12 protein-coding genes are annotated in these 13,994 nt (G+C 69.6%); 9 read left to right on the top strand and 3 right to left on the bottom strand.

Going from position 1 to position 13,994, the window contains the following annotated elements:
* The first annotated feature begins 86 nt into the window (after positions 1 to 86).
* On the top strand, positions 87 to 2,279 hold the full coding sequence (locus ASG27_RS01180) for an acetoacetate--CoA ligase (protein WP_056410438.1): 2,193 nt from the start codon (positions 87 to 89) through the stop codon (positions 2,277 to 2,279).
* A 273-nt stretch (positions 2,280 to 2,552) separates the two neighbouring features.
* Here the strand turns inward: ASG27_RS01180 and ASG27_RS01175 are convergent, their stop codons facing one another.
* Together ASG27_RS01175 and ASG27_RS01170 are read right to left on the bottom strand one after the other, a co-directional pair.
* Positions 2,553 to 3,590: a Bug family tripartite tricarboxylate transporter substrate binding protein gene (locus ASG27_RS01175; RefSeq protein WP_056410437.1), complete on the bottom strand. Its 1,038-nt coding sequence runs from the start codon at positions 3,588 to 3,590 to the stop codon at positions 2,553 to 2,555.
* A 124-nt stretch (positions 3,591 to 3,714) separates the two neighbouring features.
* A complete protein-coding gene (locus tag ASG27_RS01170) occupies positions 3,715 to 5,697 on the bottom strand; it encodes an acyl-CoA synthetase (RefSeq protein ID WP_235503858.1) in 1,983 nt (660 codons plus the stop codon).
* Between the two features lie 251 nt (positions 5,698 to 5,948).
* Here ASG27_RS01170 and pssA point away from each other — a divergent pair, with 251 nt between their 5' ends.
* Positions 5,949 to 6,575, top strand: a complete 627-nt coding sequence (pssA, locus tag ASG27_RS01165) for a CDP-diacylglycerol--serine O-phosphatidyltransferase (protein ID WP_056410436.1) — start codon at positions 5,949 to 5,951, stop codon at positions 6,573 to 6,575.
* 66 nt (positions 6,576 to 6,641) lie between these two features.
* On the opposite strand, the gene ASG27_RS01160 is transcribed toward pssA, so the two are convergent.
* Positions 6,642 to 7,571 carry a DMT family transporter gene (locus ASG27_RS01160; RefSeq protein WP_056410435.1) on the bottom strand — a complete coding sequence of 310 codons (930 nt, stop codon included), beginning with the start codon at positions 7,569 to 7,571 and terminating at the stop codon, positions 6,642 to 6,644.
* A 199-nt stretch (positions 7,572 to 7,770) separates the two neighbouring features.
* Between ASG27_RS01160 and ASG27_RS01155 the strand changes: the two genes are divergently transcribed.
* The 7 genes from ASG27_RS01155 (at position 7,771) to yccS (ending at position 13,963) form a co-directional block, all read left to right on the top strand.
* Positions 7,771 to 8,547 (top strand): hypothetical protein, encoded by a 777-nt coding sequence (locus tag ASG27_RS01155; protein WP_235503857.1) that lies wholly within the window; start codon positions 7,771 to 7,773, stop codon positions 8,545 to 8,547.
* Between the two features lie 156 nt (positions 8,548 to 8,703).
* Positions 8,704 to 9,021, top strand: a complete 318-nt coding sequence (locus ASG27_RS01150) for a hypothetical protein (RefSeq protein WP_056410432.1) — start codon at positions 8,704 to 8,706, stop codon at positions 9,019 to 9,021.
* 211 nt (positions 9,022 to 9,232) lie between these two features.
* Positions 9,233 to 10,039: a septum site-determining protein MinC gene (minC, locus tag ASG27_RS01145; RefSeq protein ID WP_056410431.1), complete on the top strand. Its 807-nt coding sequence runs from the start codon at positions 9,233 to 9,235 to the stop codon at positions 10,037 to 10,039.
* A 4-nt stretch (positions 10,040 to 10,043) separates the two neighbouring features.
* Positions 10,044 to 10,862: a septum site-determining protein MinD gene (minD, locus tag ASG27_RS01140; RefSeq protein WP_056163081.1), complete on the top strand. Its 819-nt coding sequence runs from the start codon at positions 10,044 to 10,046 to the stop codon at positions 10,860 to 10,862.
* A gap of 3 nt (positions 10,863 to 10,865) precedes the next feature.
* Positions 10,866 to 11,132, top strand: coding sequence for a cell division topological specificity factor MinE (gene minE, locus ASG27_RS01135; RefSeq protein WP_056163087.1), 267 nt, complete (start codon positions 10,866 to 10,868; stop codon positions 11,130 to 11,132).
* 75 nt (positions 11,133 to 11,207) lie between these two features.
* Positions 11,208 to 11,600 (top strand): VOC family protein, encoded by a 393-nt coding sequence (locus tag ASG27_RS01130; protein ID WP_056410426.1) that lies wholly within the window; start codon positions 11,208 to 11,210, stop codon positions 11,598 to 11,600.
* Positions 11,601 to 11,689: 89 nt separating this feature from the next.
* Positions 11,690 to 13,963: a YccS family putative transporter gene (gene yccS / locus ASG27_RS01125; protein WP_235503856.1), complete on the top strand. Its 2,274-nt coding sequence runs from the start codon at positions 11,690 to 11,692 to the stop codon at positions 13,961 to 13,963.
* Positions 13,964 to 13,994 lie beyond the last annotated feature (31 nt).

Raw genomic sequence — 13,994 nt, 5'->3', positions numbered from 1 at the left:
TGGGGGGCCGCCGCCGCCGTGGTGGATGTCCAACAGGTGACTGTCCGCGGTGGCGCCTGCACGGATGCGCTGCTACCTTGCAGGCGATGGAGACAACAACACCCCCCGTCGGCCCAGGTACCTCGGCCGAGGGCGCACGACCGCCCTACATTCCCCAGATCCGCCTGTACCAGAACTGGCTGCGCGACGAGCGCGGCATCGCGTTCGACAGCTACGACGCGCTGTGGCGCTGGTCCACCACGGAGCTCGACGCCTTCTGGCAAAGCGTGTGGGACTACTTCGACCTGCAGTCGCCCACGCCGCACACCGCCGTGCTGGCACGCAACACCATGCCGGGTGCGCAGTGGTTCCCGGGCGCACAGGTCAACTACGCACGGCAGGCGCTGCGGCATGTGGATGCCGCACACGCGGCAGGGCTGCCGGCCATCATCAGCCGCAATGAAAAGGGCCAACACCGCGAAATGAGCTGGCCCGAGCTGCGCCGCCAGGTGGCGTCGCTGGCGCTGCACCTGAAGGCCCAGGGCGTGGAGCCCGGCGACCGCGTGGCCGCCTACCTGCCCAACGTGCCCGAGGCCATGGTCGCCTTTCTGGCCACGGTGAGCATCGGCGGCGTGTGGAGCATCTGCGCGCCCGACATGGGCACGCATGCGGTGCTGGACCGCTTCCGCCAGATCGAGCCCAAGGTGCTCATCGGTGTGGACGGCGTCACCTACGGCGGGCGCGACCACGACCGCACGGCGGTGCTGGCGGAGTTGCGCGAGGCCTTGCCCAGCGTGCAGCATGCGGTCCTGCTGGGCAACCTCGATGCATCCGCGTCCACGGACGGCTGGGCGGGCTGGGCGAGCGCTACCGCCCGCCACGACCCCGACACCGCGGCCTTCGAGCCCATGTGGCTGCCCTTCGACCATCCGCTTTGGATCGTCTATTCCAGCGGTACCACCGGCCTGCCCAAGCCCATCGTGCACGGCCACGGCGGCACGGTGCTGGTGGCGCTGCAGCTCAAGGTGCTGCACAACGACATCGGCTGCAGCTACGAGCCCAACAGCTTCGGCGAGCGCTACCACTGGTACAGCTCCACCGGCTGGGTGATGTGGAATGCGCAGCTCTCGGGCCTGCTGTCGGGCACCACCTGCGTGATCTACGACGGCAATCCGGGCGGCAGCAAGGAGCACCCTGACTGGGGCGTGCTGTGGCGGTTCGCGGCCGAGACGGGCGTGACCTTCTTCGGCGCCGGTGCGGCGTTCTTTGCCAACTGCATGAAGGCCGGCATCACGCTCGCGGACTACGGCGACCTGACCCGCATCCGCGCGCTGGGCACGACGGGCTCGCCGCTGTCGCCCGAGGTGCAGGAGTGGGGGACTGCGCAATTCGAGGCGCTGGGCACATCCGATATCTGGTGGAACAACATTTCGGGCGGCACGGATTTTTGCGGCGCCTTCATCGGCGGCCATCGCGAGATGCCCCAGGTGCCCGGCGAGATGCAATGCCGCATGCTGGGAGCGGCGGTGGAATCCTGGAACGCCGAGGGCCTGCCCGTGACGGACGAAGTGGGCGAGCTGGTCTGCGCGCAGCCGATCCCGTCGATGCCGCTGTACCTGTGGGGCGACGTGAGCACCGCCGGGCCGCCCCAAGGTGCGAAGGCCCCCCTGGGGGGCAGCGACCCACACGCAGTGGGAAAGCGTGGGGGCGATCCGTTCGGGTCGAGGTATCTGTCGAGCTACTTCGACATGTACCCCGCAGGCCACGGCCGCCAGCCCGGCGGTGGCGACGGCCCCGCCAGCATGGGGGCGGTATGGCGCCATGGCGACTGGCTCAAGATCGGCGCCCACGGCGGCTGCGTCATCTACGGCCGCAGCGACGCCACCATCAACCGCCACGGCCTGCGCATGGGCACGAGCGAGATCTACAGCGCGGTCGAGTCCCTGCCCGAAGTGCTCGACAGCCTGGTGGTGGACCTGGAGTACCTGGGCCGCGAAAGCTACATGCCGCTGTTCGTGGTGCTGCGCCCCGGCAGCGTGCTGGACGACGCCCTGCGTGGCCGCATCAACGGTGCGGTGCGCACGGCGCTGTCTCCCCGTTTTGTGCCGGACGACATCTTTGTGGTGGCCGAGGTGCCGCGCACCCTGAGCGGCAAGAAGCAGGAGTTGCCGATCAAGAAGCTGCTGCTGGGGCAGCCGATCGAGAAGGTGGTCAACAAGGATGCAATGGCGAACCCGGGGTGCCTGGAGTGGTATGTGGCGTTTGCGGGGGAGCGGGCTGCGATGCTACAAAAGGCATAGCTGCTAGCGCAGGTGGAATAAGCGGTAGCGGCCGTTTGGACTTGGTTTTACGCGAGTGCGCGAAGACCTTGTCGACCCCAGATCCACCAAGCATTAGCGGCGCCCGGCTTTAGCTCCCTCTCCCCTCGTGGGAGAGGGTTGGGGAGAGGGGGCCTGTGCGGGGGGCTGTGCCTTATCACCCCCTCTCCCCCGCCCTCTCCCGCAAGGGGAGAGGGAGTTTCGGGGCGTTATCGGCGATGTGGTCAGGGCGACAGGCCCCCAGTCATCCACGCCTCAATCCAGCTTCGCCCCTGACGCCTTGATCAACCGCTCCCACACCGGCCGCTCCTTCGCAATCGCGGCGGAAAACAGCGCGGGCGAGCTGCTCTGCACGTCGAACCCCATCGCCGCGATGCGCTGCGCCACATCGGGCAGCTGCGTGGCCTTGCGCACTTCGTCGGCGATCCGCTCCAGGATGGCCGGGGGCGTGCCTGCAGGGGCGCCAAAGGCCAGCCAGCCCGCCACGCGGTAGGCCTCGTCGTTCAGGCCCTGCTCGGCCAGCGTGGGCACGTTGGGCAGGGTGCCCATGCGGCGCTCGCCGCTCACGCCGATGGCCTTGAGCTTGCCGGCCTCCAGGTGGGGCTTGACCTGCAGCGCGCTGGCGAACGCGATCTGGATCTGCCCGCCCAGCAGGTCCTGCACCATGGGCGCCTCGCCGCGGTAGGCCACGTGGCTCATGTCGGCGTTCTGCGACTGGCTCATGTACGCGCCGGCCAGGTGCGGGTAGGCGCCCGTGCCGTACGAGCCGTAGGCGACCTTGCCCTTGTTCGCCACCACGTATTTCAGCAGCTCGGGGCCCGTGGCCACGGGCACGCTGGGGTGGGCCACCAACACCAGCGGCGCGATCGCGATCTGGTAGATGGGCGCGATGTCGCGCTCGGGGCTGTAAGGCAGCTTGGTGTACAGGAACTGGTTGGTGAGCATCGAATTGCTCAGGCCCAGCAGCAATGTGTAGCCGTCGGGCGGGGCCTTGGCCACCGCGTCGGTGCCGATGATGCCGGCCGCGCCGGGCTTGTTGTCGATGACCATGGGCTGGCCCAGGCCCACGGCCATCTTCTCGGCCAGCACGCGCGCCAGCACGTCGGTGGCGCCGCCGGCAGCAAAGGGCACGACCACCTTGATGGGCTTGCTCGGGTACGGCGCAGCCTGCGCGAACGCGGCTGTGCCGCTGCCGGCGGACAGCGCCAGCGCCGCGGCGCCCAGCCAGGCGCGGCGGTTCATCGCGTGGATGTTCTTCGTTGTTGTCGTCGTCTTCGGGGCCGATGTGGTCATGCGGTGTCTCCTGGAATGGTTATGGACGGAAAAGCAGCAAAGCAGAACGCAGCGAAAACAGGCAGATCAAGAAAGATAGATAGATAGAAAGAACGGGTGGGCGCAGCCCGGCGGGTCGGCCGGATCAGGCCTTGGCCTGCACCACCTGCACCGTGGTGCGCACGGGCAGGGGCGCGAGCACCGCGTCCAGCCGCGCCTTCAGGGCCTCTGCCGCGCCGGGGCTGCCGCCGCTGGCGATCACCACGCGCACGGCGCTGTCCCCGTCGGGCAGCACATCGCGCGCGCCGTCGGCACCCAGCTCCGCGCAGGCTGCATCCACCAGCGCGGCCACCGTGTGGCAGGCCGCGCGCAGGCGCAGCTCGGGCTTGAAGATCTTGCCGACGTTGGTCACCGGCATGGTGTCCAGCACCTGCACCCAGCGCGGGCGGGCCACGGCCTCGTCCACGCGCTCGGCGGTGAAGGCGAGCAGCTCGGCCTCGGTGGCCTCGGCGCCCGGCACCAGCGTGGCGTACACCACGGGCAGCTCGCCCGCATAGGCATCGGGCGCGCCCACGGCGGCGCACAGCTGCACGGCGGGGTGGGCGCCCAGCGCATCCTCGATCACTTTGGGGTCGATGTTGTGGCCGCTGCGGATGATGAGGTCCTTGGAGCGGCCGCTCAGGTGCAGCCGCCCCTCGCCATCCACCAAGCCCAGGTCGCCCGTGGCCAGCCAGCCGTCGTGCGTGAAGGCGCGGGCCGTGTCGGCCGCGTCCAGAAAGCCCGAGAACAGGTTGGGCGACTTGAACAGCACCATGCCCGCCTCGCCGGGCGGCATGTCCTGGTCCGACGCATTGCCGTGCGCATCCAGCGCCACGATGCGCAGCTGCGTGTACGGCAGCCGCCAGCCCACGCAGCCCGCGGGGGCCTCCACGCCCGGCGGCGTGATGGTGGAGATGCCCGCCATCTCCGTCATGCCCAGGCTCTCGTGCACGTGCAGGCCGAACAGCCGCTCGAAACGCGCTGCCAGTTCGGGCGCCAGGATGGCCGCGCCGGTGCGGCAGTAGCGCAGCGAGCGGATGTCGGCGCCATCCAGCGGCACGTTGGCCAGCGCGGCCAGCACCGTGGGCACGGCCGAGAGGTAGGTGCAGCGGTAGCGCTCGGCCAGGCGCCAGTAGTTGGCGATGACCTCGCGGTTGCGGAACAGGCCGGTGGTGGGGATGATGGTCTCCACCCCCGCCGACAGCGCGGCCAGCGAGCCCGGCAGGACGCCCGCCACATGGAACAGCGGGTAGCCGTTGATGCCCACGTCGCCCGGCGTGATGCCCTGCATCTGCACGCTGCCCCAGGCGGTGAACACCTGCGCGCCGTGGCTGTGGCGCGCGAGCTTGGGCGCACCCGTGGTGCCGCCGGTGTGAAAGTACGCGGCGATGTCGGTGGCCGCGATGCGCCGGCCGCTCACCAGGTGGTCTGCGGGCTGCGCGGTGCGTGCCGCGAAGTCCATCAGGCCATGGGGCAGTGCTGCTGCACCTGCCACCGTGGAGCCCACCTCACCGTGCGGCGCCACGCGCAGCACGGTGGTCAGCGTCGGCACCTGGCCGCGCAGGCGCAAGGCCTTGGCCCACAGGCCTGTGTCGCCTTCGGTGCGCTCGTCGCCCCAGGCGATCAGCACCTTGGCGCGCGCCAGGGCCATCATGGCGGCGATCTTCTCGTCGGTGAGCATGGGGTTGAGCGGCTGCACGATGCCCGCCGCCTCGCCGCCCCACAGGGCCAGGTGGTATTCCAGGCAGCCGGGCAGCAGCACGGCCACCGCATCCTGGGGCCCCACGCCCAGCGTGTGCAACAGGTTGGCGGTCTGGTGGATGCCGGCCAAGAGGTCGTTGAACGACCAGCGCACCGGCGTGTCGTCCGGATTGGCGGTGGGCAGGAAGGTCAGCGCGGTCTTGTCGCCGAACGCATGGGCCGCATTGCAGAAAATTTCGTAGGTGCTTTGCACCGGCAGCGCTTCGGCCAGGGGCCGGGCTTCCAGGCGCTCGACGTCGGCCAGGCTGCGGATGCTCGCCACCCGGGCGAAGGGCGGGTTCAGGGGCGGTGCGGATGCGGGGGACGGGGCTGCGGAGGTGGTGGTCATGGGGTCGGCAGTGGACGGATCAGGCATTGTTGGGCCGGCGGGCCGTCCTGACAATCTCGGGGCGTCCCCAGGGGGACCGTCGGGGCGTCCCCAGGGGGAACCCTGCCGCGCCAGGCGCCCGCGGCGGGCGTCTGCGCTCTGCCGGGCGGGCGGTGTGCCTACAGAAAACGCCGCGCACAGCCGCTCATAATGCGGCGTCCTGAGAACGTAACCGCGTTCTTGCCCACCACGGCGTGAACGGAGCCCTCGACATGAACACACCTCAACATCCCAAGCGTTTCTCCATGATCCGCGAATTCCACCTGGCCGACTGGTTCACGCTGGGCAATGCCGTCTGTGGCGTGGGCGCGTTGTTCTCGTCCATGACGTATCTGGAAACCGGCGACGTGGTGCACGTGTACTTCGCCGCCGCCCTGGTGCTGGCCGCGCTGATCTTCGACGTGCTCGATGGCCGCATCGCGCGCTGGCGCCAGAAGAGCTCGGCCATGGGCCGCGAGCTCGACTCGCTGGCCGACGTGATCTCGTTCGGCGTGGCGCCCGCCATCATCGCGTATGCCTGCGGCATGCAGGGGCTGTTCGACCGCATCGTGCTGGCGTACTTCGTGGCCTGCGGCGTGTCGCGCCTGGCGCGCTACAACGTCACGGCCGAGACGCTGTCCGAAGGCACGGGCAAGGTGAAGTACTTTGAAGGCACGCCGATCCCCACCTCCATCGTGCTGGTCGCCCTGATGGCCCTGGCCGCGTGGCTGGGCGCGGTGCGCGAGAACCTGTGGTTCGGCAAGATGCTGATCGGCGGCTTCACGCTGCACCCGCTGGTGCTGATCTTCGCGGTGTCGGGCTCGCTGATGATCAGCCGGATCAAGATACCGAAGTTCTGATTGCTACAAAAAACATAGCTGCTACCGCTTGCCAGAAAAGCGGTAGCAGCTATTTTTATTCAAATCTCAGCGTGCCGCGGGCTTGCGGTTGACCAGCACGATGCCCGTGGCCACCAGCACCAGTGCCACCACCAGCCCGGGCGTCACGGGCTCACCCAGCCACAGCGCGCCGAACAGCAGGGCGAACACCGGGGTCAGGAACACGAACACCGAGATCTTGGTCGCCGGGTAGTGCGCCAGCATCCACATCCAGGCCAGGTAGCTGGCAAACGCCCCCACCAGCGCCTGCGCCAGCAGCGACCCCCAGGCGAAGGTGCTGAACTGCCAGACCCAGGGCTCCCCCAGCACCAGCGAGATCACCGGCAGCACCGCCGTGCTCACGCCCACCTGGTAGAGCAGCTGTTTGGCAGGTGGCACGGCGGCCAGGGGCGTGGTGCGGATGACCACCGTGGTCAGGGCCCACATCAGGCCCGCGGCCAAACCCAGCAGGTCGCCCAGCCAGGCGCGGGGCAGGGCGGCATTGGCGGGGCCCATCAGCCCGTCGCCCAGGGCCAGCCCCACGCCGACGAACGCCGCCGCCAGGCCCAGCCATTGCCAGCCCTGCAGCCGCTCGCCGGGAATGAAGCGCGGCAGCAGCAGCGCCACCCAGAAGGGCGAGGCGTACAGGAACACCGTCAGCCGCGACGCGCTGGTGTACTGCAGGCCCAGGTAGATGCACGCAAACTCCCCCGCGAACAGCGCGCCGGCCAGCAGCCCCGCGCGCGCGGCCCCGGCGGGCTCGGCCGCCGCGGACAGGCGCACGCCGCGCCACAGGCACCAGGCGACCACGGCGACGGTGGCCAGCGCAAAGCGCACGAAGGCCTGGAACACGGGCGCCACCTCGGCCACGGTGGCTTTGACCAGCACCTGCTGGAAGCCCCAGAACATGCAGCAGGCCAGTAGGATGGCGATGGCCAGGGAGTCGATGTGTGTCTTGCGGGTGGAGGTGGAGGGCATCGGGTGATTATGGAAGGCGCTGCGCAAGGGCCGTGACGCGCCCGTGCCACCGTGCATCGTCGTGCGGCAGGTCATGGCGGCAGCGCTCGTCCTACATGCGCTGCGGCATTGGCGCACGCCCCGTGGCGAACGGGTTGGGTATGGTGAAGGTGAATCGTGGTGCCCTGCCACCGCCCAATGCCCCATGCCCGCGTTGCCCATGCCACCCTGTCGTACCGCCCTTCGAACCCTGCAACAAGGCCTGCTGCTCGGCGCGGCCGTGCTGGCGCTGGCGTGGGGCCCGGCGCAAGGGCAGTCGTCCGCGCCGCCCGCCCCACGCCCCGGCCCGGCACCGCGCGCGCTCGCGCAGCAGCAGCAGTTGCCGCAGCAGCCGACACCGGCAACGCCGCGCCTTGCGCAGTTCGGGCGCGAAAGCGCCTCGGCCGACGCACGGCGCATCGCCCAGTGGGCGTTCCATTCGGGCGACCATCGCCAGCTGGCTGTGGTCGTGGTCGACAAGAAAGACGCAAAGGTCTACGTCTTCAGCCCTGACGGCCAGCTGCAGGGCGCCACGCCCGCGCTCATGGGGTCGGCCATCGGCGACCACACGGTGCCCGGCATCGGCGACAAGCCGATCGCCCAGGTGCTGCCGGCCGAGCGCACCACGCCGGCAGGCCGCTTCGTCGCGGAGCCCGGCACCAACGCAAGTGGTGAAGATGTGGTGTGGGTGGACTACGACGCGGCGGTGTCCATGCACCGCGTGCGCGCCAACGTGAAGTCCGAGCGCCGGCTCGAACGGCTGGCGTCGAGCACGCCCAAGGACAACCGCATTTCCTACGGCTGCATCAACCTGCCGGTGGCCTTCTACGAAAAGGTGCTGAGCCCGGCGGTGCGCAGCACCGGCGCGGTGGTGTACGTGCTGCCCGAGACGCGGCCCGCTGCCGACCTGTTTGGCGCGTACGAGGTGCCGGGCAGCGCAGCGCCCGTGCGCCGGTGAACGCGGGCGATGGACAGCGGGTGCTGCGTGCAGGCCCCTGTCCGACACAGGCTGCGGACCGGGGATGACGCTGAACGCACCAGGACCTCTTAGTCTGACAGCAGCTGGCGACGGTGCTGGCCAATTCCATCATCCACAGATCCAAGGAGTCCCCTCATGTCCACATCCAAGAATTCGCTCAAGGCATTGCTCGCAGGTTTGGCCACCGTTGCCGTGGTGGGTACCGCCATCGCCCAGAGCAACCCACCAGCCCCGGCCAACCCCAACCCCGCGACGGGCGCCGGCCAGCAAAGCTCGCAGAACACGCCCATGGGCAGCACGGGCACCCAGGGCGCTACCGGCGGCACTGGCGCTGCTGGCGCGGGCATGAGCGGCTCTTCGGGCGCGACCATGGGCTCGGGCAATGCCGCCAGCTCGTCGGGCTCCGGCATGGCCCCGGCTCCCGCACGTCCAGCACGCGCTGACCGCAACTGAGCACGCGCTGTCTGCCACTGCACAAAGCCGGGCTTGCCCGGCTTTTTGTCGTCGTGGTGGCGCAGGCGGTGGCCGCCGGTGCCTGCAGGATGATGGCCTTGAGTGGTGGGAGAGCCTGCCGCCCACCCCTTGCGGCAGGGCTGGCGTGGCCCCACGGTACACTTTGCGCCTTCCCCAACAGGTTCCCGCGCCCTTTCCACAACGTCCATTCATGGCCCTTACGACGGCGGCCCAGTCCCGCACCAGCTTTGATCTCAAAAGCGCCTCGCTGCCCGTGGTGGCCGTGGTGCTCAAGACCACCGACGCCGCGCAGTTCGCGGCCGACCTGGCCGACCGCGTGGCCGATGCACCGGGCTTCTTCGATTTCGACCCCGTGCTGATCGATCTGGCTGCCGTCAAGGACGCCGAGGACCCCATCGATTTCGCCGCCCTGGTGGCCACCTTGCGCAGCCACAGCACGCTGCCCGTGGCCGTGCGCGGCGGCAGCGCCGCCCAGATGGAGGCCGCCCGCGCCGCCGGCCTGGCCGCCGCGCCCGATGCCGCCCCGGTGCGCGTCGCCGAAGCCGCGCCCGTGGCCGAGCCCGAAGTGCGCGAGGTGATCCGCGAGGTCGAGGTGGTGCGCGAGGTGCAGGTCGAAGTGCCTGTGGCAGGCCCCGGTACCGTGGTCATCGACAAGCCCCTGCGCTCGGGCCAGCAGGTGTATGCCCGCGGCGCCGACCTGGTGGTGATGGCCGTGGTGAGCTTTGGCGCCGAGGTCATTGCCGACGGCAACATCCACGTCTATGCACCGCTGCGTGGCCGCGCCATCGCCGGCGCAAGGGGCAACACCGAAGCCCGTATCTTTTCCACCTGCATGGAGCCGCAGCTGGTGTCCATCGCAGGCATCTACCGCACCACCGAGACCGCGCTGCCCGACGAAGTCGCCGGCCGTCCCGCCCAGGTGCGCCTGGAAGGCGAAAAGCTCCTCATCGAGCCGCTGCGAAATCCTGTACGTATCAACCCCAGAGAGACTCAATAAACCCATGGCCAAAATCGTCGTCGTGACTTCCGGCAAGGGTGGTGTGGGCAAGACCACCACCAGCGCCAGCTTCGCCACCGGCCTCGCCCTGCGCGGCCACAAGACCGCCGTGATCGACTTCGACGTCGGCCTGCGCAACCTGGACCTGATCATGGGCTGCGAGCGCCGCGTGGTGTACGACCTGATCAACGTGATCCAGGGCGAGGCCAACCTGAACCAGGCGCTCATCAAGGACAAGCAGTGCGACAACCTGTTCGTGCTGGCCGCCAGCCAGACGCGCGACAAGGATGCGCTCACGCAGGACGGCGTGGAGAAGGTGCTCAAGGACCTGGCCGCGATGGACTTCGAATACATCGTCTGCGACTCCCCCGCCGGCATCGAAAGCGGCGCGCTCATGGCGATGCACTTCGCCGACGAGGCGCTGCTGGTGACCAACCCCGAGGTGTCGTCGGTGCGCGACTCCGACCGTATCCTGGGCATGCTGGGCAGCAAGACCCAACGCGCCATCGACGGCGGCGAGCCCATCAAGGAGCACCTGCTCATCACGCGCTACAACCCGAGCCGCGTCGAAGACGGCCAGATGCTGAGCCTGGAAGACATCCAGGACATCCTGCGCATCAAGCTGATCGGCGTGATTCCGGAGTCCGAAGTGGTGCTGCAGTCGTCCAACCAGGGCACGCCGGCCATCCACGCGCAGGGCACCGATGTGTCCGAGGCCTACAAGGACGTGATCGACCGCTTCCTGGGCGCCACCGACAAGCCGCTGCGCTTCATCGAGGCGGAAAAGCCCGGCTTCTTCAAACGCCTGTTCGGGAGCAAATAAGCCATGGCTTCTTTCCTGTCCTTTCTGCTCGGCGAAAAGAAGAAGACGGCCAGCGTCGCCAAGGAGCGCCTGCAGATCATCCTCGCGCACGAGCGCAACGGCCGCAACGCCTCCGAGCCCGACTACCTGCCTGCCCTGCAGCGCGAGCTGGTGGCCGTGATCTCCAAGTACGTGAAGATCAACCCCGAAGACCTCAAGGTGCACCTGGAGCGCCAGGACAACCTGGAAGTGCTGGAAGTCAAGATCGAGCTGCCGGACACAGTGCGCTGAGCGCTGCACGCCGGTGCGGCCGACGCGTCCCTGCCGGGGCCCGGGGCCGCACCCCTGACGACAGGACCCTCCACCATGCTGTCCCATGTATTCATCGGCGTGAACGATTTCGAGCGCGCCATGGCGTTCTACCGCCCGGTGATGGAGCGCCTGGGCCTGGCGCTGCGGTTTGCAGAGCCTGAACGGCCCTGGGCCGGCTGGCAGACGCCCGGCGTGGCGCGGCCGCTGTTCCTCATCGGCCGGCCTTTTGACGAGCAGGCCGCCCAGCCCGGCAACGGTGCCATGAACGCGCTGCTGGCCGCCGACCGGGCCACGGTGGACGCCGTCCACGCGCTGGCCCTGCGCCACGGCGGCACCTGCGACGGGCCGCCGGGCCTGCGCCCGCACTACCACGCGAACTATTACGGTGCGTATTTCCGAGACCCGGACGGCAACAAGCTGTGCGTGTGCTGCCACGGGGCAGGCTGACCGCAGGATCTTCCGTCCGAACCGCCCGGGTGGATGCCGGCAGGTCGCCGGCATGGCCGGCTTATTGCTTAACATCAGGGTAATCCCTAATGCGAGGCAGTCCTGTGGACGAATCCTGGAAACTCAGCTGGCAGCGCGCCCGCCACCACGAAGGCTTCACGCGCGGCGCGCGGGCCTTTTTCGCCCTGGCGGCGGTGCTGGCCTGCGGCTGGTGGGCCGACTGGCAGGCCGAACTCATGCCCGTGCTGCTGGGTGTGATCGCCAGCGCGCTCACCGAGACCGATGACAGCTGGCGGGGGCGCCTGCGGGCGCAGCTGCTGGCGCTGGGGTGCTTTGGCCTCATGGCGCTGGCGGTGTGGGCCACGGTGTCCTGGCCCTGGGCGCTGATGGGGGCCATGGTGGTGTCGGCCTGGGCGCTCACCCTGCTGGGCGCACTCAGCGAACGCTACCGCGCCATCGCGTTCGGCTCGCTCATCCTGTTCATCTACGCGGCCCTGGCCGCCGACGCCAGCCGCGCCGCGGCCGAGCAGGCCACGCCGCTGATGCTGGCCGGGGCGGCCTGGTACGGCGTGGTCTCGGTGGTCTGGAGCCTGGCCATGCCCCGGGCCCCGGTGCGTTTTCGGATGGCCAGGCTCTATGCGGTGCTGGGCGAATACCTGCGGCTGAAGGCCCTGCTGCTCGAGCCCGTGCGCGACGTGGACCTGGAGCGCCGCCGCATGGCGCTGGCCCTGCACAACGGCCGCGTGGTGGATGCGCTCAACGCCGCCAAGGAAAGCCTCATGAGCCGCATGGGCCGGGGCACGCCGCCGCCGTGGCTGCAGACGGCCATGCACCAGTACCTGGCCGCGCAGGACGTGCACGAGCGCGTGAGCTCGTCGCACGAGCACTACGACCTGCTGGCGCAGTCGTTCTTTCACAGCGACGTGCTGTACCGCTGCCAGCGCGTGCTCACGCTGCTGGGCGAGCAGGCGCTCAAGCTGTCGGTGGCGATCCAGGAACAGTCGCGGCCGCAGCACTGGGGCGCCACGGGCCGCGCCATCGAGGACATGCAGGCGGCCATCGCCCACCAGGACGCGGCTGCGGCTCTCAATGCATCTGATGCTGCCAATACGCCGCCGCACCCCATGGCCCGCCCGCTGCGCTCGCTGCATGCGCTGGGCCACAACCTCACCGCCATGGCCGGCGTGTTTGCGGGCGCACTCGCGCTGCCGGCAGACCCGCAGGCCGACAGCGCGGTGGACCACACGCTGTTCGACCGCGAGCCCCGCAGCCTGCGCGATGCCGGCTCGCGCCTGCGCGCGCAGCTCAGTGCCCGCTCTGCCTGGCTGCGGCACAGCGTGCGCCTGAGCCTGTCGCTGGCCGTGGGTTTTGCCGTGATGCAGGCCACGGCCGACCCGCACGGCTACTGGATCCTGCTGACCATCGTGTTCGTGAGCCAGCCGCAGTACGCGGCCACCCAGACGCGGCTGCTGCAGCGCGCCAAGGGCACGGCCATGGGGCTGGCGCTGGGCTGGGCGGCGATCCAGCTCTTTCCGGGGGCGCTGGTGCAGGCGGCGCTGCTGGTGTTCGCCGGGGCGGTGTTTTTCGGCGCGCGGCACACGCGCTACACGCTGGCCACGGCGGCGGTCACCATGCTGTTGTTGCTGAGCTTTCAGCAGATGGGTACCTCGCAGGGTGTCATCGCGGCGCGCCTGCTCGACACCGCCGTGGGGTGCCTGATCGCGGCTGCGGCGTCGTGGCTGGTGTGGCCGCACTGGCAGTCGCGCCAGTGGCCGCAGCTGGCCGCCCAGGTGCTGCAGACGCAGGCGCTGTACCTGCGCGCCATCCTGGCGCAGTACCACAGCGGCAAGTGCGACCACCTCGAATACCGCCTGGCCCGGCGCAACGCCCACAACGCGGACGCAGCGCTGTCCAACTCGTACAGTGCCATGCTCAAGGAGCCGTTGCGCGTGCGCGGCAATGCCGCGGTGATGGCGAGCTTTCTGTGCCTGTCGCACACGCAGCTCAACTACCTGTCGGCCCTGGGTGCGCAGCGCGGCGCGCAAGGCACGCAGCCGGTGGACGACGCCACACAGGCGCTGGCGCGCACGCTGCTGGTGTCGCTGCAGCAACTGTCGCAGGAGCTCGAGCGGGCGCAGCAGCAGTCGGGCGTGCGGCGGCGCCATGCGGTGGCAGCCCCTGCCGTCGAGCAGGTGCTGCGCGAGTTCGGCACGCCGCCGCAGGCCGCCATGCCGCAGCCCCCAGCGACCGCGCACAGCCTGATGGCGGCGCAGCTGCTGCTGGTGGGCAAGGTGTTTCCGCAGCTGCAGGCACATGCCCGGCAGCTGGTCGAGCCGGACGCCGGGGCTGCGGGGCGGGCCTGATCCATCTGCCTCCCGTGAGAGCCAGGTTCGC

This window comes from Acidovorax sp. Leaf191 (assembly GCF_001424425.1).
In the GTDB taxonomy this organism is placed as follows: domain Bacteria; phylum Pseudomonadota; class Gammaproteobacteria; order Burkholderiales; family Burkholderiaceae_C; genus Acidovorax.
The sequence above is the reverse complement of the archived record's forward strand: the minus strand, read 5'-3'. Positions and strand labels throughout refer to the sequence as shown.